This window comes from Burkholderiales bacterium (genome assembly GCA_036262035.1).
Taxonomy (GTDB): Bacteria; Pseudomonadota; Gammaproteobacteria; order Burkholderiales; family SG8-41; genus JAQGMV01.
The window spans coordinates 346,323-371,666 of record DATAJS010000031.1 but is presented as its reverse complement, the minus strand read 5'-3'; the positions used below and the strand labels follow the sequence as shown (position 1 = coordinate 371,666).

Below are 25,344 nucleotides of genomic sequence, written 5' to 3'. Positions count from 1 at the left end.
CGGTGACCCGGGCCGACAAGCGCATCTACGTCATCGTCCTGCTGTGCTGGCTCAGCCACTCCGGCTTCGGCGGCAGCCGCGTCGGTCTCTCGCTGTTCGCGCTGGAGCTCGGCGCGAGCCAGATCACGATCGGCGTACTGATGGCGCTGTACGCCGTCTTCCCGTTGATGCTCGCGGTCTACGTGGGACGCCTCGCCGATCGCGTCGGCCCGCGCCTGCCGATGCTGATCGGCACCTTGGGCGTGATCGTCGGCCTCGTGCTGCCGCCACTCTTTCCCTCGCTCGTCACGCTGTACGCCTCGGCGCTGGTGCTCGGCTCGACGTTTCACTTCTTCTTCATCACCGTGCAGGGCATCGCCGGCGGCATCGGCGGCGGCAAGAATCGCTCGAGCAACTTCGCGCTGGTCGGCATGGGGTTCTCCGCCGCGAGCTTCACCGGACCGTTCGTCGCGGGCCTCGCGATCGACCATCTGGGGTACAAAGCGGCGTTCTGGTGCCTGTCGGCGTTCCCGGTGATCCCGGTGCTCCTGCTGTGGCTCAAACCCACGTTCCTGCCGAAGCCCCGCAATCGCGGCAGGATCGAGGGCACGCGCAGCGCGTTCGAGCTGTGGCGCATCCGGCCGCTGCGCAACACCTTCATCGCGAGCGGCATCATCTCCTCGGCGTGGGATCTTTTTCAGTTCTATTTCCCGGTCTACGGCCACTCGATCGGGCTGTCGGCCTCGGCGATCGGCGTCGTGCTCGGCGTCTTCGCCATCGCGACGTTCACCATCCGCTTCCTGCTGCCGGGGTTGGCGAAGCGCTACAGTGAAGCTCAGGTGCTCACCGGGGGTATCTTCATCGCCGCGGTCGCGTTCGTGCTGTTTCCGTTCTTCGAGAACCCTTACGTACTGGGGAGTGTCGCGTTCCTGCTGGGGCTCGGCGTCGGCTGCGGCCAGCCGATGTCGATGTCGCTCATCTACGCGCTGTCGCCACCGGGCCGTCAGGCCGAAGCCGCGGGCCTGCGCGTCACCGCGAACAACGTGACGCACCTCATCATCCCGGTGCTCTTCGGCAGCCTCGGAACCGCCTTCGGCTATTACCCCGTGTTCATCACCAACTCGGCGATGCTGGTCGCCGGCGGCGCGATGATGCGGCGGGCGCGCATCGCGGTGCCTGCGGCGTAACGCAAAAGAAAAGGGCGCTCCGAAGAGCGCCCTTCACGTTGCTGCAACGTCCCGCAGGTCAGCGCTGGCGCTTCCCGACTTCCGAACCGACCACGCCGCCGGCGACCGCACCGCCCACCGTGCCGAGCGCGCTGCCGCCGCTGATCGCGCTGCCGGCCACTGCACCGCCGACCGCGCCGATCGCCGCACCCTGCGTCTGCTTCGAAAGGGGAACGCTATCGCACGCCGTGAGCGTCGCGAGCGCACCCGCTGCCACTGCCACTGCCAAGAACCGTTTCATGGTGTACTCCTCGTTTCGCTAAAAAGGGGAAGCGAGCCTCTCCGATCCTCACGCCGTTTCCAGCGTCGTCCAAACCGCTCCCGCCCGCGGTCACGGGCGGCAGCCGTCTGATCAACCCCTGTCTGTCCTGCTAGCCTTTCTTGGGCGCTTCGCCTTTCGCGGCTTTCTTCGCCGCGTCGCGTGCCGCTTTAGCGTCCTTCTGGCACTGGTCCTTTTCCTTGCCTTTCATGTCGTCGCACTTTTCCTTCGCGACGCCGTAATCCGCATCCGCTTTCGCCTCAGCGACTTTCTGCTGATTCTTCGGCGTGTCCTTCTGCTTGGCTTCGAGCTCGGCCTTGGCGACTTTCTCCGCGCCCTTGGCTTCCGCCATGCAGATGTCCTTCGCGTTGGCCTTCAGGTCCTTGCACTTTTCCTTGTTCGCCTTGGCTTCGGACGCGATCCGCTCCTTTTCAGCCTTCACCTGGTCTTTCGACATGGAATCTGCGGCAAGAACCGGACCCGCAAATGCCAGCGCCAGCGCCGCGGCAACCAGATTCAGCTTTCCGTACGACATGATCTTCTCCTTGATCCTGCATCTGTTATTGGTATGACAGCGCCCGTAGCGCCGCCGCCGCACAACGTTACAACCGGTTACAAATAAACGGGGATCCGGCTTTTTCGCCGGATGCTCCACACGCCTTACAGCAACGCCCGTGCCCGCGGCTAGCGTATGACGATGGAAAGATTGAAATCGCCGCGAACGAGCGCAAGCACGTAGCCTCGTTCGACCGTACGCAGCGCGGCCACAAATTCCGCAACGGTGCGGATGCGCCTTCGGTTGACGGCGTAGATGATGTCGCCGGCGCGCAGCCCCGCCTGCCACGCCGCGCTGCCTTCCGCGACCGACGCGACGACCAGGGCGCCCGGGATGCGCTGGTACAGCGGGCTGCCGCGCTCGATCTCGACCACCCGCATGCCGGCGAGCTGCGGCGCCGCGATGGTCTGGCCTTCGCCGCCGCTCACCTGCTGGACCGCCGCGATGCGGACGCGCACGTTCAGCGTCTGCCCGCCCCGCAGCACGCGCAGGTCGATTTCTTCGCCGATCGGCGTCAGCGCGAGCCTGGCGCGGAGCTCCGCCGCGCCGTGCAGCGCGCGGCCGTTCATCGCGACGATGACGTCGCGCTCGCGCAGCCCGGCCTTCTCGGCGGGCGATCCCGGCTGCACCGCCGCGACGCCTACGCCTTCGAGCGTGGAGACGCCGAGGCGCTTGGCGATCTCCGGGTTGAGGTCGATCATGTCGACGCCGAGCCGGCCGCGCCGCACCTCGCCGAACTTCACGATCTGCGTGAGCACCGCGCGCGCCATGTTCGACGGCACCGCGAAGCCGATACCGACGTTGCCGCCGCTCGGGCCGAGGATCGCGGTGTTGATGCCGATGAGCTCGCCGCGCAGGTTCACCAGCGCGCCCCCCGAGTTGCCCGGATTGATCGAGGCGTCGGTCTGGATGAAGTCCTCGAACCCTTCCGGCGACAGCCCGCTGCGGCCGAGCGCGCTCACGATGCCCGAGGTCACCGTCTGCCCGATGCCGAACGGGTTGCCGATCGCGATCACGTAGTCGCCGACCTGGAGCTGGTCGGAATCGCCGAACCTGAGCGCGGTGAGCTCGCGCGCTTCGATCTGCAGCACCGCGACGTCGGTGCCGGGATCGGTGCCGACGAGCCTCGCCTGGAACTGCCTGCGGTCCTTCAGCGTCACCGTGACCTGCTCGGCGTCCTTGACGACGTGGTTGTTGGTGAGCACGTAACCGTTGGCGGCGTCGACGATGACGCCGGAGCCCGCGGCCTGCTCCCTGCGCTGCGGCCGCTCGGGCAGGTTGAAGAAGCGCCTGAAGAACGGGTCGCGAAAGAGCGGGTTGTCCTCCATCGGCGCGCGCGTGACCACCGAGATGTTCACGACCGCGGGCGTCACCTGGTTGACCAGCGGCGCGAGCGTCGGCAGGCCGCCGGGGGCGGCGGCATGCGCGGCCGCGTGCATCACGACCAGCGCGAGCAGCGCTCGCGCGAGGGCGAGGACGGCGTTGTTCACTTGAGAATACGGAAGAGGTTGTTGTAGTCGTCGGTCCACACGGCGAGGCCGGGGATAGTCGGGATCCGCGCGGCGACTTTCGCGATCGCCGTGCTCTCGAGCAGCGCGGGGCTGCGCGTGACGAGCACCCAGTCGGTGCGCGAGAAGTCGCTCTCCTCGGCGTCGTCGATCACCAGTGCGGTGGCGAGCTTGCGCTCGTCGGCGAGCTCCTGCACGACCGGTGCGAGCTGCAGGAAGCGGTTCGTCACGTGGAAAGCGATGACGCCGTCGGGTTTGAGATGCTTCAGATACACCGCGATCGCTTCGCGCGTCATGAGGTGCACGGGGATCGAATCGCTGGAGAACGCGTCGATCGCGATGACGTCGTAACCCTGCGGCGCTTCGCGCTCCATCGCGAGCCGCGCGTCGCCGAGCACCGTCTCCACCTTCGCCTTGCTGTCGGACAGATAGCTGAAATCCTTCTGCGCGACCTCGATGACCGCGGGATTGATCTCGTAGAAGCGGTAGACGTCCCCGGCGCGCCCGTACGTCGCCAGCGTGCCCGTCCCGAGGCCGATCACCGCCACGCGCAGCGGACGGCCTTGCAGCGCCTTGATCGCGCGGCCGACGCCGGAGCCCGGGCCGTAGTAGGTCGTGGGCTCGGTCCTGCGCCGGCCCGAGAGATATTGCTCGCCGTGCATGATCACGCCGTGCATCAGACGGCGCACGCGGTCTTCACCCGAGCCGGTATCGCGCACGCGCAGGGTGCCGTAGAAGTTGCGCTTCATCACGAGCGCGTTCTTCGACAGCGACTCCATGTAGTGATACACGTGATAGACGGTGAAGCCTCCTGCGCACACGACGAGCAGCGGCACGAAAAACGGCATGCGCCGCACCACGTAGAGCGCGAGGACCAGCGTGACGACGAGTCCCAGGCCGAACTCGTAATAGGTCGGAAACAGCCGCGGCGCCACGAAGCCGACGAAGAAGCCGCCGAGCGCGCCGCCGAGCGAGACCATGAGGTAAAAGCTCGTGAGATACCGCGGCGCGGGCTTCATGTTCGCGAGCTCGCCGTGGAAGAACATGCACGCGACGAAGAGCCCGGCGCAGAACAGCGCGATCGCGTGCTTGATGTTGTTGATGCTGATGTCGCCGTGCAGCGCCCACGCCATGGCGGCGACGGCGACGAGCAGCGGACCGAGGAACAGATACCTGCGATACCAGCTGCGGCCTTCGAAGCACAGGATGAAGGTGACGAGATAGATCGTGAGCGGCAGTATCCAGAGGAAGGGCACCGACGCGACGTCGTGCGTGATGTGGTTCGTGACCGTGAGCAGCAGGAAGGAGCCCATCGCGGAGAAGATCAGCCACAGCGCGAAGTCGCCCGCCGTCGGTTTGGGCGCGTTCGTCTCGGCTTCGGTCGCTGCGGGCGCCGCGGCCACGTCGGGCGCGTTGCGGGTGCTGTAGAACGCAGCCGCCGCGCACAACGCGGCGAACACCGCGTAGCCGACGCTCCAGCCTTTCGCCTGCGCGACCGTGCTCACCCACGGCTCGAGCACGAACGGGTAGGCGAGCAGCGCGAGCAGCGAAGCGAAGTTCGACAGCGCGAACAGGCGATAGACGGTGTGCGAGTCGTACGACGTGCGCGCGAACCACGCCTGGACGAGCGGCCCGGTGGTGGACAGCAGGAAGTACGGCAAACCGATCGTGGCGCCCAGCAGTCCGAGGATGCGCGAGCCCGGCTCCTCAAAGCCCACCGGCTTCCACGAAGGATCGGCGAGGATGGGCAGCGATACGAGACTCACCAGCAGCAGCGCCGCATGGAGCATCGCCTGCCGCTTGGGCTTCAGGTGCCGCGTCGTGAAATCGGCGTACGCGTAACCGAAGAGCAGCAGGAACTGGAAGAACACCAGGCACGTGGTCCATACCGCCGCCGAGCCGCCGAACCAGGGCAGGATCTGCTTGGCCATGATCGGTTGGACGAGGAAGAGCAGGAACGCGCTCGCGAAGATGGTCAGCGCGTATATCGCCATGTTGCCAAACCCCCTTTTGAGTCGGGGGATTATATCCACACTGCCGGTCGCCGCCCCTAACGGTTCGCGAGGTCGAGCAGCGCCGCCGTTAAAACCCGCGCCCCGGCCGCGAGATCCGCCGGCGTCGCATTCTCCGCCTCGTTGTGGCTGATGCCTTTTTCGCACGGCACGAAGATCATCCCGGTCGGGCACACGCGCGCCATGTACATCGCGTCGTGGCTGGCCCCCGACGGCAGCCGCATCCGCGCAAGGTCGAGATCGCCGGCTGCGCGCTCGATCGCATCGACGACGTCCGGGTGGAACACGCACGGATCGTCGGCGAGCGTAGGCGTCACTTTCACGCTGCACGGCGCGGCGGCTTTGCGCGCGAGCGGCTCGACCGCATCGGCGAGGCGTTGCACCGTCGCAAGGTCCGGATGGCGGATGTCGACCGAGAACAGCACATGGCTCGCGACCGAGTTGCTCGAGTTCGGCGTGACGAGCATGCGGCCGACGGTGAAGCGCACGACATCGGTCGGGTCTCGCGTGAGCTCGGTCAGCGCGTTGATGATCGCGACCGCGGAGCGCACCGCATCGCGCCGAACCGACACCGGTGTCGTGCCGGCATGCGCGGTCTCGCCGAAGACCTCGACGTTGAACCAGAGCAGCCCCTGGATACCGGTCACGACACCGATCGTCTTGTTCGCGCCTTCGAGCCGCGGTCCCTGCTCGATGTGCGCCTCGATGTAGGCCGCCGCCGGCGTGTCGAGCTCGCGCTCGCCCGCTTCGGGCAATGCCGCAAGCGTTTCTTTCAGCGCGTCGCCGAGCGCGACGCCCTCGTTGTCGCGCGTGGCGAGGAAATCCTCGAGCGCGCGTGCGCGCGTGTGCACCGCGGAGCCCATGGTGCACGGACCGAAGCGGCCGCCTTCCTCGTTGCTCCACGCGACGAGCTCGATCGGGCGCCGCGTCTTTACGCCGGCGTCGTCGATCGCCTCCAGCGCTTCGAGCGCCGCGAGCACGCCGTAGATGCCGTCGAAGCGCCCGCCTCGCGGCTGGCTGTCCATGTGGCTGCCCGACAGCACCGGCGCGGCGGACGCGTCGAGCCCGGGGCGACGCACGAAGATATTGCCGATGGCGTCCATGGTCACCGCGAAGTTGCGCGCCTGCGCCCACGACAGCAGGAGCCGGCGCGCGCGGATGTCTTCGGGCGAGAACGCCGCGCGATTCACGCCGTTGCCGGGGATCGCGCCGATCTGCGCCATCTGCAAGTGCCGCTGCCACAAACGATCCGGGTCGATCCGGGTGACCGCATCGTGGACGTCTTCGCGCATAAGAGGCTCGATCACACGCTGATTGGAGAAGCGTAGTATGTCCGATGCCCGACCCATAGCGCTCACCAAGGAGAACACACCCGAACAACTGCTGCGCGCCGAACCGCGATCCTATGCGCCGCGTTCCGGCACCACCTCAAGGAGGGGTTCGATGGCATTCGATCTGCTGATCAAAAACGGCCGCGTCATCGACGGATCCGGCATGCCCGCGTTCAAAGGCGATGTCGGCATACGCAACGGCAGGATCGCCGAGCTCGGCAAGCTCTCCGGACCGGCGAAGCGCACGATCGATGCCGAAGAGCGCGTCGTCTCCCCGGGGTTCGTCGACAACCACTGTCACTTCGACGCGCAGGTGACGTGGGATCCGCTGTGCTCGTTCTCGCCGCAACACGGCGCGACCACCGTCGTGTTCGGCAACTGCTCGCTCGCGCTCGCCCCGATACGTCCGGGAACGGCGAAGCGCGTCGCCGAGTTCCTCTCCTACGTCGAAGCGATCCCGATGGACGTGCTCGACACGGTCGACGTCGAGTGGGAATCGATCGCGCAATACATGAACCGCCTCGAAGGGCGGCTCGGCGTGAACGTCGGCAACTTCATCGGCCACACGCCGGTGCGCTACTACGTCATGGGCGACGAGAGCCAGGAGCGCACCGCGACCGACGACGAGATCAGGCAGATGCAGGACATCGTGCGCGACGGGCTCAAGGCCGGCGCGCTCGGCTTCTCGGTCTCGCGCAACCGCGGGCACTACGATCCGCAGGGCAAACATATCCCCGCTTTGCTCGCCGACGAGAAAGAGATCTTCGCGATCGCCGACGTGCTGCGCGAGCTGGGCACCGGCATCATCCAGTGCGGCGGCGGCCGCGCGCCGGAGCTCAGGGACGGCCTGATGGCGCGCCTCTCCGAAGCGACCGGCCGCACGGTCATCTACAACAACCTCGGCCAGACCTACCGCGATCCGGACGCGTGGAAGAAACACATGGCGCGGCTCGAGGAGACCGCGAAGGCCGGCATCCGTGCGTTCCCGCTGTGCAGCCCGAACCGCACCACCCAGCACTTCACCATGAAGAACTGCCAGGTGTTCCGCGGCACGCCGACGTGGCATCCGATCCTGCTCGCATCCGACGGGGAGAAGCTGCGCGCGTACGCCGATCCGGCCATCCGCCGCAAGCTGCACGAGGAAGTCGTCGAGCACAAAGGCACGAAGCTCCCCGCGCCCGGGTATTCGCAGGAGTGGTGGAAGTACCTGTGGGTGTACAAGCCGGCGCTGGAGAAGAACAAGGGCCTGACCGACAAGACGATCGAGCAGCTCGCGAAGGAACAGGGCAAGGGCTACATCGACGCCTTCCTCGATCTCGTCGTCGAGGAGAAGCTCGAGACCGAGTTCATGCAGTCCGAGATCAACGTCGACAAGGATGCGATGAAAGAGATCCTCACGCATCCGAACGCGATCGTGGGTCTGTCCGACGGCGGTGCGCACGTGCAGTTCCACGGCGGCTACGGCTACTGCACGCGGCTCCTGGCCGAGTGGGTGCGCGAGAAGCAGATCATGTCGCTCGAGCTCGCGGTGCGGCGCCTGACGTTCGATTCGGCTTCGGCGCTCGGTCTGTACGACCGCGGCCTGCTGCGGCCGGGCCTCAATGCGGATGTCGTCATCTTCGACCCGGATACGGTGAAGCCCGGCGACGAGAGCATCGTCCACGACTTCCCGGCGAACGGCTGGCGCGTCAAAGAGCCCGCCGAAGGGGTTGTGGCGACCATCGTGAACGGCGAAGTGCTGCTGGAGAACGGCGAGCACACCGGGGCGTTGCCGGGCAAGGTCGCGCGGAACACCTACTACCTGGCTAACGCCTGATTTGCGGTCCCCTTCGGGGCCCGCAAAGACGCCGGTAAACGACAAGGAGGGAAACCAAGGTTTCCCTCCTTGAACCTCCCTTTCCTTTAGCTGCTAGAGCTGACCTCAGGGGATTGCAATGAAAGATGGTTTGCGGTTCGTGGATTCGGACATGCACGTGATGGAGCCGCCGGATCTCTTCGATCGCTATCTGGATCCGAGATTCAAGGACCGCGTAAGCGTGGTCGTCGGCGCGGACGGCAAGCCGAAGCGTGGCCACGTGGGATCTATCCTGATCGACGGCGAGCCCGTCTCCGACGCCGACCTGCAGCAGTACCGCAAACCGCGCAGCTCGGGGAAGGGCACCGTGCTGGCGCCGATGTCCGGCTCGCGTCTTCACGAAACGAACCGGCTCGACTTCGCGATCGAACGCGACTACGACGCGCAGGCGCAGGTGATGGGCATGGCGATGGAAGGCGTCGACATCGCCGTGCTCTATCCGACGGCGGGGCTGTCCTTCCTCAGCCGCAACGGCATCGACCCGAGGCTCTCGCTCGCGGTGTGCCAGGCCTACAACAACTGGATCCACGAGTTCTGCCAGTTCAGCCCGGAGCGGCTGAAGTTCGCCGCGATGCTCCCCCTGCACGACGTGCATCTCGCCTGCCGCGAGCTCGTGCGCTGCGTGCGCGAGCTCGGCGCGGTCGGCTCGTTCATACGGCCGAACATGATCAACGGTCGATTCTGGCATTCGAACTACTGGGACCCGCTGTACAGCGTGCACGAGGAGCTGGGCGTGGCGTGGGGGTTTCACGAGGGCGTGAGCGCGCACTACTCGCACATGCTCGAGCTCTACGGCGAGAACCGCTTCTACCGTCACGTCGCCGCGCACTGGATCGAGATGCAGCAGGCGCTGATCGCGATGATGATCGGCGGCGTCTTCGAATTCCATCCGAAGCTGCGGGTCGCGTTCCTCGAATGCCAGAATTCATGGGCGCCGGGGCTGCTCACGCGCATCGAATGGGACTATCCGCAGTTCCGCGATTCGCACGCGCCGTATCTCACGCTGACGCCGAAAGAATACTTCCAGCGCAACTGCTGGGCGGCGGTGGAAGGCAGCGAGCCTGAGATCGAATCGACGGCGGCGCTGATGGGCGCGGATCGCATGTGCGTGTCCACCGATTACCCGCACTTCGATTCGAATTTCCCCAACGTCGCCGACAACATCCTCAAGAGCTGCTCGCGCGATACCGCCGCCAAGATCTTCATGGGCGGCGCCGGCATTTACGGCTTCACCGCAGCGGACTTCGAAAAAGCCGACAAGGCGGCGGGCCTCGGAGTGACCGGGGAGGCGAAGGCGGCAGCCGTGCAAGCCGCATGAGAAGCGAGCCATAACCGACTTCGCGAGGAGAGGGCTGATGCGCAGAGTGATCCGAGTGGTCGCAGCATGCATCGCGCTGTCGTCGATTGCCGCGGAGGCCGCGCAGGCGCCGGTGCCAACCCGCCGTGCCGGAGCGTCCGGCGGCGACTATCCGAGTCGGCCCATCCGCATGATCGTTCCGTTCGCGCCGGGCGCGAGCAACGACATCCTCGCGCGCATGGGGGCGCAGCATCTTCAGCAGACGTGGGGACAGCCGGTCGTCGTCGACAACCGCGCCGGTGCGGAGGGCATCATCGGCACCGATACCGCCGTGAAAGCACGGCCCGACGGTTACACGCTGGTCATCATCTCGTCGGCGTTCACGATGAATCCGGCGGTGATGAAGCTGCCGTACGATCCGCCGAAGGCGCTCGACTTCGTGCTGAAGATCGGCAAGAGCTTCCTGATCCTCGTCGTGGGACCTTCCATGCCGCAGGTCAATTCGGTCAAGGACCTGCTGGCCGCGGCGAAAGCCAAGCCCGGGCAGGTCGTGCTGTCGAGCTCGGGCGGCTTCCTGCACTTCGCGACCGCGCTCTTCATGAGCCAGTCGAAGGAGCAGTTCAACCTCGTCCTCTACAAGGGCGGCTATCCTGCGTTGATGGACATCATGGCCGGGCAGACGCATGCCGGCTTCCAGGCGAGCCCTGCGGCGCTGCCGCACATGAAATCGGGAAAGCTGAGGGGCATCGCGGTCGGCAGCCTCGCGCGCTCCGAGATGCTGCCCGAGCTGCCGACGCTGGACGAATCGGGCTTCAAAGGCTACGAGTGCGCGAACTGGTACGCGATCGCGACGGCGGCGCACACGCCGCGGCCGATCGTCACCCAGCTTCACCAAGAGCTCGTGCGCTACTTCACGTCGCCCGAGACCGCGAAGCTCCTCGCCGGCATGGGCATCGTGCTCGAGATCAAGACCACCGAGGAGATGCGCAGGATCATCCCGCAGGAGATCGCCAAGTGGACGAAGGTCGCGATCGAAGCCGGCATGCCGCGCAACCTGCAATAGGCTTCGTCAGTCGATGCGGATGCCGGCGGTCCGTGCGACCTTGCCCCACTTCTCCACGTCGGTGCGGATGCGCTCCCTGAGCTGATCCGGTCCTCCCGGCACGACGAAGCCGCCGACCGAGAGCACGCGCTCTTTCGTCTCCTGCAGCGCGAGCGCTTTCTGAACGTCGGCGTTGAGCTTGACGATGATCTCGCGCGGCACGCCCGCCGGGACCAGGAGCCCGAACCACGAATCGGCCGCGAAGCCCTTGAGCGATTCACCGATCGCCGGCACCTCCGGCATCGCCGGCGATCGCGTCGACGAGGCGACGCCGAGCGCGCGGACCTTGCCCGCTTTCACCTGCGGGAGCGCCGACGGCACGCTGTCGAAGAAGAGCACGACCTGGCCCGCGACGAGGTCGGCGAGGCCGGGCGCGCTGCCCTTGTAAGGCACGTGCAGGGCGGTGAAGCCGCCCATCTGCTTGAGCATCTCCTGCTCGAGGTGGGAAAGGGTTCCCGCACCCTGCGACGCGAAATTGAGCGCGCCGGGATGGCTCTTGCCGAGCGCGATCAGCTCCCTCACGTTGTGCGCGGGCAGCGACGGATGCGAGACCAGCACGTGCGGCACATTGCCGACGAGCGAGACCGGCGCGAGGTCCTTTTCGAGGCTGTAGCCGAGCTTCGAGTAGGTGCTCATGCCGATCGCGTTGGTCGTGACCGCCGCCATCACCGCGGTGTAACCGTCGGGCGCCGACTTCGCGGCGATCTCGACGCCGAGGTTGCCGCCCGCGCCGGGACGATTCTCGACGACGACCTGGTGTCCCCAGGCTTCACCCAGCTTCTGTCCCATGGTGCGCGAGAGGAGGTCGGCCGCGCCGACCGGCGGGAAAGGCACGATGATCCGCAGCGGCCGCGTCGGATATTGCTGGGCGTGAGCCCACGCCGCAGCGAAGGCGAGGACGAGCGCGAGGCACGACGGGCGACGGCGATGCATGTGAGCTCCTCCGTGGCGTTTGGAGGATTACAACATACCGCCGCCGTCGCCGGCGGGCTCAGTCTCCCTTGATGCCGGTCTCGCGGATGAGCCTGCCCCACTTGTCGTTCTCCGCCTTGATATGGGCGGCGAACTGCCGGGAGGTGCTGCCGACGCCTTCGGCGCCGTCGGCGGCATAGCGCTGGGCGAGGTCGGGATGGTGCACGACTTTCACGACGTCGCGATTGAGGCGCTCGACGATCGCGGGCGACGTCTTCGCCGGCGCGACAAGGCCGTACCAGTTGGTGACCGCGAAGCCTTTCGCGACGGTCTCGCCGACGGTCGGCACGTCCGGGAGCGTCTTCGCACGCGCGGCACCGCTGCTTGCCAGCGCACGCAGCCGCTGCGCCTTGATGTGCGGCAGGACCGAGACGATGCTCGCGAACACCATCTGCACGTTGTTGGCGAGAAGGTCCGGATACGCGGCGCCGATGCCCTTGTAGGGCACGTGCACCGTCTTGATCTGCACCGCGCGGTTGAAGAGCTCGGTCGTCAGATGGATGATGCTGCCCTGGCCCGAGGAGGCGTAGTTGATCTTGTTGGGGTTGGCCTTCGCGTACGCGACCAATTCCTGCGCCGATTTCGCCGGCACCGCGGGATTCACCGTCAGCACATAAGGCTGCGACGTGACCTGCGAGATCGCGGCGAAGTCGCGCACCATGTCGTAGCGCGAGCCCTGGTACATGAGCGGGCGGATGACCGCGCTCGCGCTCATCATGAGCAGCGTGTAGCCGTCGGCAGGCGCGGCCGCGGCGAGCTCGGCGCCGACCGCGCCGCCTCCGCCGCCGCGGTTGTCGACGACGAAGCTCTGGCCCATGGACTCGGTGAGCTTCTGCGCCAGCGCGCGCGTGACGGTATCCATGCCGCCGCCGGCGGCGAGCGGAACGATGACGCGTACGGGGCGCTGGGGATAGTTGGCTTGAGCGACGGCGCCGGCCGACGCGCAGCCGAGCGCGAGCGCGACGAGCGCGCGTGTTGCGAGATGCATGGTAACGGCCTTACGCGACGGCGAGGAGTTTGGCGATCCGGGTCGCGTCGTCGAGCTTCTCCAGCCCGAGCATCGCGTCGCGCAGCTGTTCGATCTGCTTCTTCGGCAGCGCCTTCGACGCGAGCTTCTCGAACTTCTCCACGATGTCCGATTCGGAAGCGAACTTGTATTCGCTGCCGCGCGCGGACTCGATCGTGCGGTCCATGCGCGTGCCGTCCTTCAGGTGCAGCTCGACTTTGACCATGTGGCGATACTTCGCGCCTTTCCTGGTGATCTCGTCGTCGTGGTGCACTTCGACCAGCTCGCCGTAGCGCATGCGGTCGGGATCGGCGACCAGCGCCTCGGTGAAGTGCTCGGCCGAGACGTCGCCTTCGATGAGCCACGTGCCGACGCAGTAGGGCAGGTTGAGCTGCGCGGAGGTCAGGCCCTGCGGCACGTACTTCCAGCCGACGTGATCCATGGTGACCTGCGAGCCGCGCACCACGATCTTCTTGACGTCGTCGGCCTTGAAATCCTTCTCGGCCTTCATCTCCCGCAGCGCGTCGAGCGTGGTGTGGTTGGAGCCGACGCACGCGTAGAACTTCAGCGCGACGCCCATGGTCTGCCACACCTCGCCGAAGCCGGCGGTGAGCTCTTTGAGGTTGAAGCGATCGGTCGAGCGCGAGAACGTCGTGGCGTAACCGCCGTATTCGCTCTCGAGCACGTTGATGATGCCGGTGAAGCCCGATTCGGCGAACAGCGCGCCGTAGAGACCGGACTGCGACGCGCGCCCCGCGTGCATGCGCTTCACCATCGCGCCGTACTGCGCGGCCATCAGGCCGGCGGCCTGCGTGCCGGCGATGCCGAGCGCGTGCACCGTCTTGTCGACGTCGAGCTTGAGCGCGCGCGCCGCGCCAGACGCGGAGGAGAACACACCGAGCGTCGCACCCGAGTGCCAGCCCTGCGCGATGTGCTCGGGGCCCATGCAAAGGCCGACACGAGGGCCGATCTCGTAACCGGCGACCGCGGAAGTGATGAACTCCTTGCCGCTCATGCCGGGCTTCAATTCGGTGATCGCGATGAGCGACGGCAGGACCACGGCGCCGACGTGCAGCACGCCCGCGCGGTGTACGTCGTCGAGCTCGAAACCCTGCACCTGCGTGCCGTTGACGAGCGCGGTGTGCGGCGCGGAGAGCTTCTTGTTGGTGCCCCACACGCTGCAGCTGCGCGTCGTGTCGACCTTGCCCAGCGTGTCCTGAAGGATGCGCGTCCACTCGAGATCGGCGCCGTAGAGCGCGCAGCCGAGCGAGTCGAGCATGAGCAGCTTGATGCGGCTGCGGACGTTCTCCGGGATCGCGTCGTACTGGAGGTTGGAAACGAACTCCGCGATGCCGCGGGTGTAGGGATTGTCGCTGGGGGCGTCGTGCGCCATCGCTGTACTCCTGAACTTTTAAGGATTGAACCGCAAAGGACGCAAAGGACGCCAAGGAAAACAAAGGCAAAGCTGTTCAAACGTAGGGTGCGTTAGGCGAAGCCGTAACGCACCGACCGGACACCGGTGCCTTCGGTGCGTTACGCCTTACGGCCAACGCACCCTACGCTCGTTCGCTTTTCCTTTGCGTCCTTTGCGTCCTTGGCGGTTAAAACGATTTTTTAAGCAGCCTTGGCGGCCTGGCCCGCGCCGGCGCCCGCGATCTTGCCGAACACCGCGCCCGAGACCAGGCCCGTGCCGCTCGGGTAGTTGAAGTAGAACAGACCGCCGACCATCTCGCCGGCGCAATAGAGGCCCGGGATCGGATGGAAGTGGACGTTCATCACCTGTCCGGTTTCCTTGTCGATGCGCAGGCCGCCGAACGTGAAGGTGATGCCGCAGGTCGTCATGTAGGCGTCGTAGGGCGGGGCGTCGAGCTTCTGCGCCCAGTTGGACTTCCTGGGCTCGATGCCTTCGGTCGATTTGCCGTCCTTGATCGTGTGGTCGAACTTCACGTCGTCGCGCACCGCTGCGTTGTACTCGCGCACGGTCTTGAGGAACTGCTCGGGGTTCACGCCTTCGAGCTTGGTTGCCAGCTCTTCGAGCGTGTTCGCGCTGACCTTGGTCATGAACTTGATGCGGTATTCCGAGCGCAGCAGCTTGGTGACCTTGGAGTCGAACACCTGCCACGCGAACTGCGCCGGCTGCTTGAGCACCTCGCCGCCGTACTTGGCGTAGGTGAACGAGTGGAAGTCCCAGCCTTCGTCGACGAAGCGCTTGCCGTCGGCGTTGATCAGCAGACCGAAGATGTAGCTGTGCTTCTGGAACTGGTCGCCGACGTTGACGTCGCCGAACTCCGGGGCGTTACGGTCCCAGCCGGTCGCGTGGCAGCCCGACCAGTTGCCGTACGGCGCGGCGCCGAGGTTCAGCGCCATCTTCAGGCCGTCGCCCTGGTTGAAGCGCGAGCCGCGCACCTTGCACAGCTCCCAGCCGGGTCCGAGATAGCGCGTGCGCATCTCGGGGTTCGCCTCGAAGCCGCCGCAGGCGAGCACCACCGATTTCGCGTGGAACTCGACGATCTTGTCGTTCTGCTGGGCGCGCACGCCGGAGACTCTCACGCCGTCGTAGATGAGCTCGGTGGCGCGCGTGTCGTAGAACACTTCGATGCCGGCTTTCTTGACGATGCCGTCCAGGGCCTGCACCAGCCCCGCGCCGCCGCCCGAAGCTTCGATCGGCATGCGGCCGAAGAACTTGCGCTTGCCGTCGACGAGGCCGGACTGGCGGCCGTAGTTCAGCACGAAGCGCACGCCTTTGCTGCGCAGCCATGCCATGGTCTGACGGCTTTGCGTCACGAGGATCTCGGTGAGATCGGGATCGCAGCGGAACTGGGTAAGCCGGAAGAGATCGTCGAAGAACTCGTCGGTGGTGTTGGTGCCGAAGTCGCTGTTCGCGATTTCCTCGTCGGTGATCTCGGTGACTTCCTTGAGCTCGTCGATGGAGGAGTACGCGAAGCGCATCACGCCGCCGGCGAAGCGGCTGTTGCCGCCATGTTCGTCTTCGCTCGCGGCTTCGAGCATGGCGACGGACGCGCCCTGATCGCGCGCGGAGAGCGCCGCGCACAGGGCGGCGTTGCCTTTTCCGACTACGATGACATCATAGGTCTGCAATTTGGACATCCTTGAAAACGCTGGGTGGGTCGGGGCGTGCCGAGGTGACGCGGCCCTGCGGGGAGCGCTGGATTTTCTTGCGGCGGGCTGTTTCAGTCAACCCGCTGCACGATGTGGAAGTAGCGCAGGCGCCTCGCCTGCCGTCACGCGGTTCGAATCGCTGCAGGCGAGGGCGCCTGCGCTACATTCGCGCCACCTGCCATCGCGTTGTTGACCGCGCGCACGTCGGCGAGCTTTTCGACGTCCATGATCGCGGCGTAGACCGCGGCGGCGCGCTCGGGCGACAGCGCCCGCTGCGCGCAGCTTTCGAACTTCTCCTTCAGTCGCTCGTGAGACAGCGGGTTGGCCGACGTGCGCCCGGCGGGCTGGTCGACCTTGTGCGAGAGCACCGTGCCGCCGTGCAGCGTCACCTTCACCTCGGCGCCGAAGTGGTTCTCGGCGGGGAACTGCTCGGTCGTATACGCCGCGGCCTCGACTTTGGGCAGGATGGCGCGGACGCCCGGATCGAGATAGGTGTCGCCTTCGAAGTGCTCGAGGGTGACCTTGCGGTCGACGAGCGCGCGCGAGAGGCAGTACTGCACGCTGAACTTCGCGTCGGTCCTGCTCTGCGGATCGGGACGGTTGGTGTGCTTGAGACGGCGCTCGTGGGTCCAGCTCTGGATGCGCTCGACCGCGTCGGGTTTCACGTCGTGTTTGCGCACGATCTCGAGCATGGCGTCGATCGCCGGGTGCGTCGAGCCGCAGCACGGGTACTGCTTGATCGCGATGCCGGGCTTCACGATGTCCAGCGGATTCGCCCACGCCGGCAGGATCTTCCCGGCGTCGTAGTTGCCGGCGCCGTTGAAGACTTCGAAGTAGCCTTCCTTGTGCTCGAAAGCGACAGGGCTCGCGGTGTAGCCCTTGCGCGCGAGCAGCGCGGCGAAGAGGCCGTTCCGCCCGCAGTGGCCGACGTGCAGCGGCTTCACGTAGGTGCCGAAGTTCGACTTGATGCCCGACGCGAGCGAAGCGGCGATGGCCAGCGCGATCGCGGTCCTCTCGTCGTCGAGCTTCATGAGCTTCGCGCACGCCGCGGCCGCACCGAACACGCCGATGGTCGCCGTCGGGTGCCAGCCGTGGGTGTACTGATAGAAATTCACACCCATCGAGATCTTGCACTCGGTCTCGAAGCCCGCGACGTAAGCCGCGATGAAATCGCGGCCGCTCGCGCCGATGTCGTCCGCGAGCGCGAAGAGGGCGGGCAGGATCGGCGCCGACGGATGGCCGCCGACGGTGTTGTTGCAGTCGTCGAAATCGTGGGCATGCGACGCGGTGCCGTTGACGAGCGCCGCGTCGAGAGGCCCGACTCGCCGGTTGCCGCCGAGGAGCAGGCTCGGGCCGTTGGACGAGAGCACGTCCGCGACGAGCGCCGCGGAGGGATCGCTCGCGCCGGCGAGCGTCACGCCGACGGTATCGAGGATGCCGACCTTCGCCCAGTGCACCGCCTCCGGCGGCAGGCTTTCGTACGTCAGCGCGTTGATACGCTTTGCAAGCTCGAGTGCGAGACCCATGACGCGTCCTCCTAATCCATCCGGATGTTCATCTGCTTCGTGAGCTTCGCCCACTTCGCGACTTCGCTCTTGATGTGCTGGCCGAACTGCTGCGGGGTGCTGCCGACCGGCTCCGACCCGTCCGCCGCGAGACGCGGCGCGACTTCCGGCGAGTGCAGCACCTGCACGACCTGCTTGTTGAGGCGGTCGATGATCGCGGGCGGCGTCTTCAGCGGCGCGATCATGCCGTACCACCCGGCGACCTCGTACCCCTTGACGCCCGCTTCCTGCATCGTGGGCAGGTCCGGCGCGGCGCGCGAGCGCTTCGCTGTCGTGACCGCGAGCGGCCGCAGCTTGCCCGCCTTGATGTGCGGCTGAGACTGCAGGATCGTCGAATACAGCATCTGGATCTGTCCCGCGATGACATCGATCATCGCCGGGTTACCGCCTTTGTACGGCACGTGCACGATGTCGATCTGGGCGAGGTAGCTGAACAGCGCGCCCGAGAGATGCGACAGGCCGCCGTTGCCCGACGAGCCGTAGTTGAGCTGCCCCGGTTTCGCCTTGGCCAGCGCGATCAGCTCTTTCACCGATTTCGCCTGCACCGAAGGATGCACGACGAGCGCATACGGCTGGGTCGTCGCCTGCGTGATCGGCAGCACGTCCTTCGTGAGGTCGTAAGCGATGCCTTTGATGAGCGACGCGTTCACCGAGTGGCTCGAAGAGATCATCGAAAGCGTGTACCCATCGGGCAATGACTTGGTCAGGATGTCGACCGCGATCGTGCCGTTGGCGCCCGGGCGGTTGTCGGCGACGAACTGCTGGCCGAGCCGCTCGGACAGGCCCTGGGCGATCGCCCGCGCGGTGATGTCGGTGCCGCCGCCCGGGGCGAACGGCACCAGCAGCCTCACGGGCTTCGTCGGGTACTGCTGTGCGTAAGCGGGTGCTGCGACCGTCAGGCCTGCGGCGACTACCGCGTAGATCAGTTGCGTGCGGAAATCTCGCCGCATTCGGGTTCTCTCCTCGTAATGTCTATGGAATCTCGATGTCCATCAGCGGCGCGTACTGCTGTCCGCCGTGTCCGTCGCTGTCGTAAAGGTCGCCCTGGATCGACGGGCGGGGGATCGACGCCTTCACCGCGAGCGCGTTGTCGACGTAGAAGAACTTCACCTGCGAAGGCTCGAGGCCGTAGCGTTGCGCGACCGCTTCGCGGGTGAGCGCGCCCGAGCGCTGCACGCGGCGGTAGCGGTGTTCGTCCTCGAACATGATGTCGAACGTGAGCTCGAAAGGCCCGGCGTTCTTGCTGCGGATGAGCCGCGCCAGTTCTGCAAGCTTCGTCACGTGGGTAACTCTTCAATCATCGGACCCTCGACGCTGTACCAACGTGTTCTGAACATCTCGAGCGGATCGTCGGGCTCGACGACGTGGTTCACGTTGAAGCGGTAGACGGGGCCGCGATCGAGGTGCGCCGGGTTGTACGGACACGCGAGCGCGGTGATGAGGCCGCTCCATTCGGGGATCGGCAGGTGCAAGCCCTGATGGCGGACGATGCCCGCGATCGAGCTCGCGATCTCCTGCGTGGGCGCGGTCACTTCGATCAGCAGGCACAGCTCGTGCGAGCGGATTTCCTTCACCGGCTCGAGCTCGCCCATCGTGCCGTTCTTGCCGTAGATGCGCATGAAGACGACGTAATCGCCGCGCTCGAGCTTGTCGCCGTATACCATGGCCACGCGCGCATGGATGCGCTCGGTGAGCCGCGCGGTCCAGTCGTCGATCTGGCGGATGATGAAGGGGTCGCGCACCGAGCCGATCACCACGCTCTGGTAACCCGCGAGCTCCGCGCCTTCGAGCTTCACGGTATAGCGCTCGGCGGGGATGAAGCGGCTGCCGCTCACTTTCACCGCGCGCTCGCTCTCCTGCTCGTAGCGGCTGTCGGTGAGATCGAGCGTGCCGGAGCACTCGACGAGCTTGAACGGATCGGCGTTCTCGTAAAGGCTGTGCGACGCAATGCTCTGCGGCGTGCAGCGCAGCGTGTCGTCGGGTGCCTGCACGACGAAATGATCTTTACGCACCCACGCGAACATGCAGTCCGGCGTGCGGCGGTTGACGACGGCGGCCGCGCCGCACTCGAGGATCTTGGCCGCGTGCCACGCGATGCCTTCGGGAAAGCCGCGCATCACGGGCATGGCCGCAAAGATCGCGGTGTCGCTTGCGCGGCCCGCGACGACTACGTCGGCACCAAGCTCCAGCGCGCGCTGGAAAGGCTCGGCGCCCATCATGCCGACGATGCACGCGCTGCGGTCGACCACCGCGGCGTCGAAGGGCGGCGCGGCATCGAGCGCTTTCACACGCCCTTCGGCGAGGCGCTTTTTGAGATACGCATTGTCCTGCTCGGCGTGGACCACCGCGAGCTTGAACGCGAGGTTCTCCTCGCGCGCGATCTCCTTGACGATCTCGCAGAACCATTCGACGTGCGCGTTGCCGCCGGCGGTGCCGGCGGAGCCGATGAGGAGCGGTATGCGTTTTCTGCGCGCGCCGATCAGCATCAGGCGCAGGTCGCGCTTCACCGCCGCGCGAGGGAATGCCGCTTCGCCGGTGCCGAGATGGCTGGGGCCGGGATCGGTCGAGCCGGCGTCACAGCCGATGAAATGAGGATCCCACTCGAGGGCTTTCTCGAAGGAAGCTTCGAGAAAACCGGAACCGCACACGCCGGTGGGCGACAGTATGCGGAGCTCTTCCATGGCGGGCATCAGAGGGAACAATGATGGCGGAAGAGAGTGGGAGTCGAACCCACGCAGGACCGCCTGCGGCCCCTACCGGGTTTGAAGTCCGGCCGCCCCACCGGGAGCGATTCCCTTCCGTTGCGTGCAGGATTTTACCAGCCGCTGCACGCCGCGACCGGGAGTGAAGATCGACCGCGTCAGGCCTGCTGCGGCTCGCTCTTGCCGAGTTTGCGTTTTGCGGTGATGACCGACTTGTTGTATTGCTGCGCGAACTGGAGCGCCACGGCGGCGGCGCGCTTGTCGCCGACCGTGAAAGCCGTCGCGTATTGCTGTAGCCAGAACTGACGGCGCGCGTCCGCCTGGGATGCGGTGGATTCTTTTTCGGACACGATGGAATCCTCGGGTAGATCGTTCGGGAAAGCCTTCGATTCTACAACTTCCGCGCCGCTTTCCAACCCTCGTACGGCGGCCTGTTACGCGAGCTGGCCGCGCAGCGTTGCTGCAACGCGCTCGGCCTCGCCGATCGCATCGGTCAGCGCGCCGCCGTAGCCGCTGCGCACCGCGCCGATCGCATAAATGCCGGGAACGCTGGTCTGGAGCTCGTCGTCGGTCGCGACCTGGCCGCCGGCGTCGCGCTTGACGTTCTCGGGGAGAAAGTCGGCGTTCGGCTCGAGGCCGATGTAGGCGAACACGCCGGCGCAGGGGATCTCCTCGCTGCGCCCGTCGCTGTGCTTGATGCGCGCCTTTTCCACCATCTGGCCGCCGGCGATCGCGTCCACCGTCGCGTTCCACACTACGGAAATCTTGTCGTTCGCCTTCACCTGCTCGGCGAAGTGCGCTGCACCGCGGAAGGTATCGCGCCGGTGGACCAGGTGCACCTTGTCCGCGTAGTTGGCGAGCACCAGCGCTTCCTGCAGCGCCGAGTCGCCGCCGCCGACGACCACGACCGCCTCGTTCTGATACATCGGGCCGTCGCAGTCGGCGCACTGCGATACGCCGCGGCCTTCGAACTCCATCTCGCCGGGCACGCCGAGGCGCTTGAGGCGTGCGCCCGAAGCGACGACGACACGCCGCGCGGTGTGCGTGCCGGACTCGGTGACCACCTCGTGCACGTCGCCCGTGCTGCGAATCGCGGTGACCGGCTCCTGGATGCTGTTCACGCCCGCTTCGGAGTTCGCGCCCATGATCTCGGACGCGAGCTCCGCGCCGGAGTGAGGGCGCCCTTCGGGGGCGGGCTCGAGGTCGTTCACGTTGATGACGAGCCCGCCGAAGAGCGTGCCTTCGATCGAGGCGACTTTGAGTCCTTGCTTCGCGAGCGCGCCGGCGGCGGTCAGACCGCTCACGCCTTCGCCGATGACGATCACGTCGTACTGGGGCTGGGCCATGGGGATGTCCTTATCTTCGATAGTTGTTGAACGGCCGGCGCTGCGGCTGGGCGGGCCGGGCGGCCGGCGGTTTGGCGGGCGCGGCGGCCTTGGGCGGCGGAGGCGGCGCGGTCGCGGCGCCGAGGATCGGTACGAAGTCCTTGCGCATCTTGCGCGCATCGCCGATGCGCTGGGTGATGCCCAGCGTGTCGAGGAACTCGAGGATCTCGATCGCGAGACTGCGGCCGACGCCGGTGAAATCGCGGTACTGCGCGGCGGTGAACTGCCCCGCCGGCTGCGCTTGCGCCGTCGCCTGCGCCACTGCGGCGAGCGTGGCGAGCGTCGACTTGGTATAGAAGCGGTCGGTGGTCACGCGCATGACCTCACCGGTCTTGGCCTTGCGATACAGGAAGTCCTTGAGCAGGGGCTCCTTGATCTTGAGCTGCGCCGCGAGGTCCTTGATCGGCGGCGCGTTGAACGCGGCGGCCTCGAGCGCGGGCCTGACGGTCTGCCACATGCGGTCGTCGGCGGCGTTCGCGGTGGCGTTGTGGCCGGGAAGACGTGCGATCGAGCCGCTGGTCTCGATCTTTCGCTCGTCGGCAAGCTTGCGCAGGATGGACGCATAGGCGTCGGCAGAGAGATCGGCGGCGGTCGCCGCGCGCAGCGGCTCGACTTCGTGTCCCGCCGCCTGGGGATTGCTGCGATGGAAAGCGGTGAGGCTCGACACGACGGCGTCGCCGATCGCCTTCACCCGCGAGGCGGTCATGCCGAGGCGCGAATCCTTGCCGATCTGAACGATCTCCGTGGCGCGGTAGAGCTCCGCCGCGCGCTCCGGCGTCATGTTGTAGGTCGTCTCCAGCCGCGCCAGGTCGATCGGTTTCTCCGTCGCCGCGAGCAGCGCTGCAAGCGCTTGTTCGGGCGTGTCGTGCTCCAGCGCTTCGAGCTCGGCGACGCGCTGGGCGCTGCTGCGGCGAGTGGCGGGCGCATAAGGATCGAGGACGAAGCCGCCGCCGACGGTGCGTGTCGCCGACTGGTCGCGCAGGATGAAGCGGTCACCGCGCAGCGCGCCGATCGGCTGGTCGAGGACGAGCTGCACCACCGCGCTGGCGCCGGGCGCGACCGAAGTCCCGCGCCGCGTCGCCACGCGAGCGGTCACGTCGCTCGTCGCCAGATGCAGGTGCACCGGTGTCCAGTGCTCGAGCGCGTGCTCTTCGCTCGCCAGCACGGTCACTCGCGCGTCGACGCGTCGGGTCGGCTTGTGGATCGCCGGCGCGAGCACCCAGTCGCCGCGATGGACCGACGAGAGATCGGCGCCGGTGAGGTTGAGCGCGCAGCGCTCGCCGGCGCTCGCGCGTTCCGCGGACTTGCCCTGGATCTGGATGCCGCGCACGCGCACTTCGAGCCCGGCGGGCGAGACGACGAGCTTGTCGCCGGTCTTCACGGTTCCGTTGAAAACGGTGCCGGTGACGACGGTGCCGCTGCCGGAGACCGTGAACGTGCGATCCACCGCGTAGCGGAAGTGCTCGCCCGCGGCTGCGCTGCGGCCCGCGCGCGTCGCTTCGGCGACGAGCATCGCCTTGAGCGCTTCCATGCCCGCGCCGGTCACCGCCGAGACCGCGAGCACTTTCGCATCGGCGAGCTGGGTCGGCTGCAGCAGCGCTTGAACTTGCGCTTCGACCTCGCGCACGCGGCCGGCGTCGACGCGGTCGGACTTGGTGATCACCGCCGCGCCGCGCTTCACGTGCAGCAGGTCGAGGATGTGCAGGTGCTCGACGGTCTGCGGCATCACGCCGTCGTCCGCCGCCACCACGAGCAGCGCGAAATCGATGCCGCACACGCCGGCGAGCATGTTGCGGATGAAGCGCTCGTGCCCGGGAACGTCGACGAAGCCGATGACCTGTCCGCCGGGGAGCGGCAGGTAGGCGAAGCCCAGGTCGATCGAGATGCCGCGCGCTTTCTCTTCGGGCAGCCGGTCGGTGTCGACGCCGGTGAGCGTGCGCACGAGCAGCGTCTTGCCGTGGTCGATGTGTCCCGCAGTCGCGACGATCATGGGTGGGATTCCGCTAAATCTTGGCGAGCTCGAGCTTGCCGAGCTGTGCCGTGAACTCCGCCTCGTCGTCGAGGCAGCGCAGGTCGATGAGGAAAGCGCCTTCGTTGACGCGCCCGATCACCGGCACCGGCAGCGCTCTGAATGCGGCGGCGATGCGCTGCGCGGCGGAGCTCTTGTTCTTAGCCAAGCCTTCGACCGCGATGCCTGCGCTCGGCAGCGAGTCGACCGGCAGCGAGCCGCTGCCGATCTGGCTCGAGCATTCGACGATGCGCGCGCCGGCTTTGCCGTTCAGTGCGCGCGTCACCGCGGGCAGGAGGCGCTGCGCCTGCTGTTCGATCTCCAGCCGCGTGCGCGTGAGGTGGCGGATCGTCGGCAGCTCCTGCTTGAGGCGCTCGGGATTCGAATAGAGCTGCAGCACCGCTTCGAGCGCGGCGAGCGTCATCTTGTCCACGCGCAGCGCGCGCTTCATCGGATTCTTGCGGATGCGCGCGATGAGGTCCTTGCGGCCGACGATGAGCCCCGCCTGCGGTCCGCCGAGCAGCTTGTCCCCGCTGAAGGTGACGATGTCCGCGCCGGCGGCGAGCGCTTCGCGCGGTGTGGGCTCGTGCGGCAGCCCGTATTCTTCGAGATCGACGAGCATGCCGCTGCCGAGGTCGTCGATGAGCGGCAGGTCGTGCTCGTGCGCGAGCTTCGCGAGCTCAGCCTCCGGCACGCTCGCTGTGAATCCCTGGATCACGTAGTTGCTGGTGTGCACCTTCATCAGTGCGGCGGTGCGCGGGCCGATCGCCTCGGCGTAGTCCTTGAGATGCGTGCGGTTCGTCGTGCCGACCTCGGTGAGCTTCGCGCCCGAGCGCGACATGATGTCGGGAATGCGGAACGCGCCGCCGATCTCGATCAGCTCGCCGCGCGAGACGATCACTTCCTTCTTCGCGCCGAGCGTATTCAGCACGAGATACACCGCGGCGGCGTTGTTGTTGACGACGATCGCGCCTTCGGCGCCGGTGAGCCGCGTCAGCCAGCGCTCGATGTGGCTGTCGCGCTCGCCGCGCGCGGCGCCGCCCAGATCGAACTCGAGGTTGGCGGGCTGCATCATCGCTTCCATCACGGCTTCGGCCGCGCACTTCGGCATCACCGCGCGGCCGAGGTTGGTGTGCAGCACGGTGCCGGTCACGTTGAAGACGCGCTTCAACGAGCGCTGCGTCGCGCGATCGAGCGCCTGCGCGCACGACTCGATGAATACCGCGTCGTCGAACGCTGCGGTGCTTTCGGATGCGAGAGAAGCGCGGGCGCGGTCGAGCCCGCTGCGGACCGTTTCGACTACGAGCGGCCGACCGTAGCGATCGATGAGCGCTTTGAGCCGGCCGTCGTTGAGCAGGCGATCCACCGAGGGCAGCGCGCGACGCGCGGCTGCGGCGGGGTTCAACATCGCACGCTCCAAAGATGATCGGCGAGCCGCGGCGTTCCGCGGCGTTCGCTGCA

21 protein-coding genes and 1 tRNA gene are annotated in these 25,344 nt (G+C 66.8%); 4 read left to right on the top strand and 18 right to left on the bottom strand.

Translation table 11 applies throughout. The features are described 5' to 3' along the window. Positions 1-2: 2 nt before the first annotated feature. A complete protein-coding gene (locus tag VHP37_31700) occupies positions 3-1,166 on the top strand; it encodes an MFS transporter (protein HEX2830941.1) in 1,164 nt (387 codons plus the stop codon). 58 nt (positions 1,167-1,224) lie between these two features. On the opposite strand, the gene VHP37_31695 is transcribed toward VHP37_31700, so the two are convergent. The 5 genes from VHP37_31695 to VHP37_31675 form a co-directional block, all read right to left on the bottom strand. After that, the gene (locus tag VHP37_31695) at positions 1,225-1,446 is read right to left on the bottom strand and encodes a glycine zipper 2TM domain-containing protein (protein ID HEX2830940.1); all 222 of its coding nucleotides are present in this window, start codon (positions 1,444-1,446) and stop codon (positions 1,225-1,227) included. A 130-nt stretch (positions 1,447-1,576) separates the two neighbouring features. Beyond that, complete coding sequence (locus tag VHP37_31690; protein HEX2830939.1) at positions 1,577-2,119, bottom strand: hypothetical protein; 543 nt, start codon at positions 2,117-2,119, stop codon at positions 1,577-1,579. Between the two features lie 29 nt (positions 2,120-2,148). Beyond that, positions 2,149-3,510: a Do family serine endopeptidase gene (locus VHP37_31685; protein ID HEX2830938.1), complete on the bottom strand. Its 1,362-nt coding sequence runs from the start codon at positions 3,508-3,510 to the stop codon at positions 2,149-2,151. Next, positions 3,507-5,522, bottom strand: coding sequence for a fused MFS/spermidine synthase (locus VHP37_31680; protein ID HEX2830937.1), 2,016 nt, complete (start codon positions 5,520-5,522; stop codon positions 3,507-3,509). Before VHP37_31680 ends, VHP37_31685 begins: the two co-directional genes overlap by 4 nt. A gap of 56 nt (positions 5,523-5,578) precedes the next feature. Further along, positions 5,579-6,832 carry a M20 family metallo-hydrolase gene (locus VHP37_31675; protein HEX2830936.1) on the bottom strand — a complete coding sequence of 418 codons (1,254 nt, stop codon included), beginning with the start codon at positions 6,830-6,832 and terminating at the stop codon, positions 5,579-5,581. A 151-nt stretch (positions 6,833-6,983) separates the two neighbouring features. On the opposite strand from VHP37_31675, the gene VHP37_31670 reads away from it, so the two are divergent. The 3 genes from VHP37_31670 (at position 6,984) to VHP37_31660 (ending at position 11,086) form a co-directional block, all read left to right on the top strand. Beyond that, positions 6,984-8,687 carry an amidohydrolase family protein gene (locus VHP37_31670; GenBank protein HEX2830935.1) on the top strand — a complete coding sequence of 568 codons (1,704 nt, stop codon included), beginning with the start codon at positions 6,984-6,986 and terminating at the stop codon, positions 8,685-8,687. A gap of 118 nt (positions 8,688-8,805) precedes the next feature. After that, entirely contained in the window at positions 8,806-10,044 is a 1,239-nt protein-coding gene (locus VHP37_31665; GenBank protein ID HEX2830934.1) for an amidohydrolase family protein, read from the top strand. Positions 10,045-10,081: 37 nt separating this feature from the next. Next, positions 10,082-11,086 carry a tripartite tricarboxylate transporter substrate-binding protein gene (locus VHP37_31660; GenBank protein ID HEX2830933.1) on the top strand — a complete coding sequence of 335 codons (1,005 nt, stop codon included), beginning with the start codon at positions 10,082-10,084 and terminating at the stop codon, positions 11,084-11,086. 6 nt (positions 11,087-11,092) lie between these two features. Here the strand turns inward: VHP37_31660 and VHP37_31655 are convergent, their stop codons facing one another. From VHP37_31655 to selA, 13 genes are all read right to left on the bottom strand, one after another. Further along, positions 11,093-12,058: a tripartite tricarboxylate transporter substrate binding protein gene (locus tag VHP37_31655; GenBank protein ID HEX2830932.1), complete on the bottom strand. Its 966-nt coding sequence runs from the start codon at positions 12,056-12,058 to the stop codon at positions 11,093-11,095. A 58-nt stretch (positions 12,059-12,116) separates the two neighbouring features. Next, a complete protein-coding gene (locus VHP37_31650; GenBank protein HEX2830931.1) occupies positions 12,117-13,085 on the bottom strand; it encodes a tripartite tricarboxylate transporter substrate binding protein in 969 nt (322 codons plus the stop codon). Between the two features lie 10 nt (positions 13,086-13,095). Continuing rightward, positions 13,096-14,496, bottom strand: a complete 1,401-nt coding sequence (locus VHP37_31645) for an MmgE/PrpD family protein (protein ID HEX2830930.1) — start codon at positions 14,494-14,496, stop codon at positions 13,096-13,098. A gap of 221 nt (positions 14,497-14,717) precedes the next feature. Continuing rightward, entirely contained in the window at positions 14,718-16,202 is a 1,485-nt protein-coding gene (tcuA, locus tag VHP37_31640; GenBank protein HEX2830929.1) for an FAD-dependent tricarballylate dehydrogenase TcuA, read from the bottom strand. A gap of 143 nt (positions 16,203-16,345) precedes the next feature. After that, on the bottom strand, positions 16,346-17,749 hold the full coding sequence (locus tag VHP37_31635; GenBank protein HEX2830928.1) for an MmgE/PrpD family protein: 1,404 nt from the start codon (positions 17,747-17,749) through the stop codon (positions 16,346-16,348). Positions 17,750-17,760: 11 nt separating this feature from the next. Continuing rightward, positions 17,761-18,738 (bottom strand): tripartite tricarboxylate transporter substrate binding protein, encoded by a 978-nt coding sequence (locus VHP37_31630; protein HEX2830927.1) that lies wholly within the window; start codon positions 18,736-18,738, stop codon positions 17,761-17,763. 22 nt (positions 18,739-18,760) lie between these two features. Then, entirely contained in the window at positions 18,761-19,069 is a 309-nt protein-coding gene (locus VHP37_31625; GenBank protein HEX2830926.1) for a DUF4387 domain-containing protein, read from the bottom strand. Next, positions 19,066-20,469: an acyclic terpene utilization AtuA family protein gene (locus VHP37_31620; protein HEX2830925.1), complete on the bottom strand. Its 1,404-nt coding sequence runs from the start codon at positions 20,467-20,469 to the stop codon at positions 19,066-19,068. The genes VHP37_31625 and VHP37_31620 overlap by 4 nt, the downstream gene beginning before the upstream one ends. A gap of 24 nt (positions 20,470-20,493) precedes the next feature. After that, positions 20,494-20,588, bottom strand: a tRNA-Sec gene (locus VHP37_31615). Between the two features lie 60 nt (positions 20,589-20,648). Then, positions 20,649-20,840, bottom strand: coding sequence for a hypothetical protein (locus VHP37_31610; protein HEX2830924.1), 192 nt, complete (start codon positions 20,838-20,840; stop codon positions 20,649-20,651). 84 nt (positions 20,841-20,924) lie between these two features. Next, positions 20,925-21,836 (bottom strand): FAD-dependent oxidoreductase, encoded by a 912-nt coding sequence (locus VHP37_31605; GenBank protein HEX2830923.1) that lies wholly within the window; start codon positions 21,834-21,836, stop codon positions 20,925-20,927. A gap of 10 nt (positions 21,837-21,846) precedes the next feature. Further along, on the bottom strand, positions 21,847-23,865 hold the full coding sequence (gene selB, locus VHP37_31600) for a selenocysteine-specific translation elongation factor (protein HEX2830922.1): 2,019 nt from the start codon (positions 23,863-23,865) through the stop codon (positions 21,847-21,849). A 13-nt stretch (positions 23,866-23,878) separates the two neighbouring features. Then, the gene (gene selA / locus VHP37_31595) at positions 23,879-25,291 is read right to left on the bottom strand and encodes an L-seryl-tRNA(Sec) selenium transferase (protein ID HEX2830921.1); all 1,413 of its coding nucleotides are present in this window, start codon (positions 25,289-25,291) and stop codon (positions 23,879-23,881) included. Between the last annotated feature and the right edge of the window lie 53 nt (positions 25,292-25,344).

Coding starts and splice junctions, on each gene's coding strand:
- VHP37_31695 (HEX2830940.1), bottom strand. CDS start 1,446: ATGAAACGGTTCTTGGCAGTGGCAGTGGCAGCGGGTGCGCTCGCGACG.
- VHP37_31680 (HEX2830937.1), bottom strand. CDS start 5,522: ATGGCGATATACGCGCTGACCATCTTCGCGAGCGCGTTCCTGCTCTTC.
- VHP37_31675 (HEX2830936.1), bottom strand. CDS start 6,832: ATGCGCGAAGACGTCCACGATGCGGTCACCCGGATCGACCCGGATCGT.
- VHP37_31670 (HEX2830935.1), top strand. CDS start 6,984: ATGGCATTCGATCTGCTGATCAAAAACGGCCGCGTCATCGACGGATCC.
- VHP37_31665 (HEX2830934.1), top strand. CDS start 8,806: ATGAAAGATGGTTTGCGGTTCGTGGATTCGGACATGCACGTGATGGAG.
- VHP37_31660 (HEX2830933.1), top strand. CDS start 10,082: ATGCGCAGAGTGATCCGAGTGGTCGCAGCATGCATCGCGCTGTCGTCG.
- VHP37_31655 (HEX2830932.1), bottom strand. CDS start 12,058: ATGCATCGCCGTCGCCCGTCGTGCCTCGCGCTCGTCCTCGCCTTCGCT.
- VHP37_31650 (HEX2830931.1), bottom strand. CDS start 13,085: ATGCATCTCGCAACACGCGCGCTCGTCGCGCTCGCGCTCGGCTGCGCG.
- VHP37_31645 (HEX2830930.1), bottom strand. CDS start 14,496: ATGGCGCACGACGCCCCCAGCGACAATCCCTACACCCGCGGCATCGCG.
- VHP37_31635 (HEX2830928.1), bottom strand. CDS start 17,749: ATGGGTCTCGCACTCGAGCTTGCAAAGCGTATCAACGCGCTGACGTAC.
- VHP37_31630 (HEX2830927.1), bottom strand. CDS start 18,738: ATGCGGCGAGATTTCCGCACGCAACTGATCTACGCGGTAGTCGCCGCA.
- VHP37_31620 (HEX2830925.1), bottom strand. CDS start 20,469: ATGGAAGAGCTCCGCATACTGTCGCCCACCGGCGTGTGCGGTTCCGGT.
- VHP37_31605 (HEX2830923.1), bottom strand. CDS start 21,836: ATGGCCCAGCCCCAGTACGACGTGATCGTCATCGGCGAAGGCGTGAGC.
- selB (HEX2830922.1), bottom strand. CDS start 23,865: ATGATCGTCGCGACTGCGGGACACATCGACCACGGCAAGACGCTGCTC.
- selA (HEX2830921.1), bottom strand. CDS start 25,291: ATGTTGAACCCCGCCGCAGCCGCGCGTCGCGCGCTGCCCTCGGTGGAT.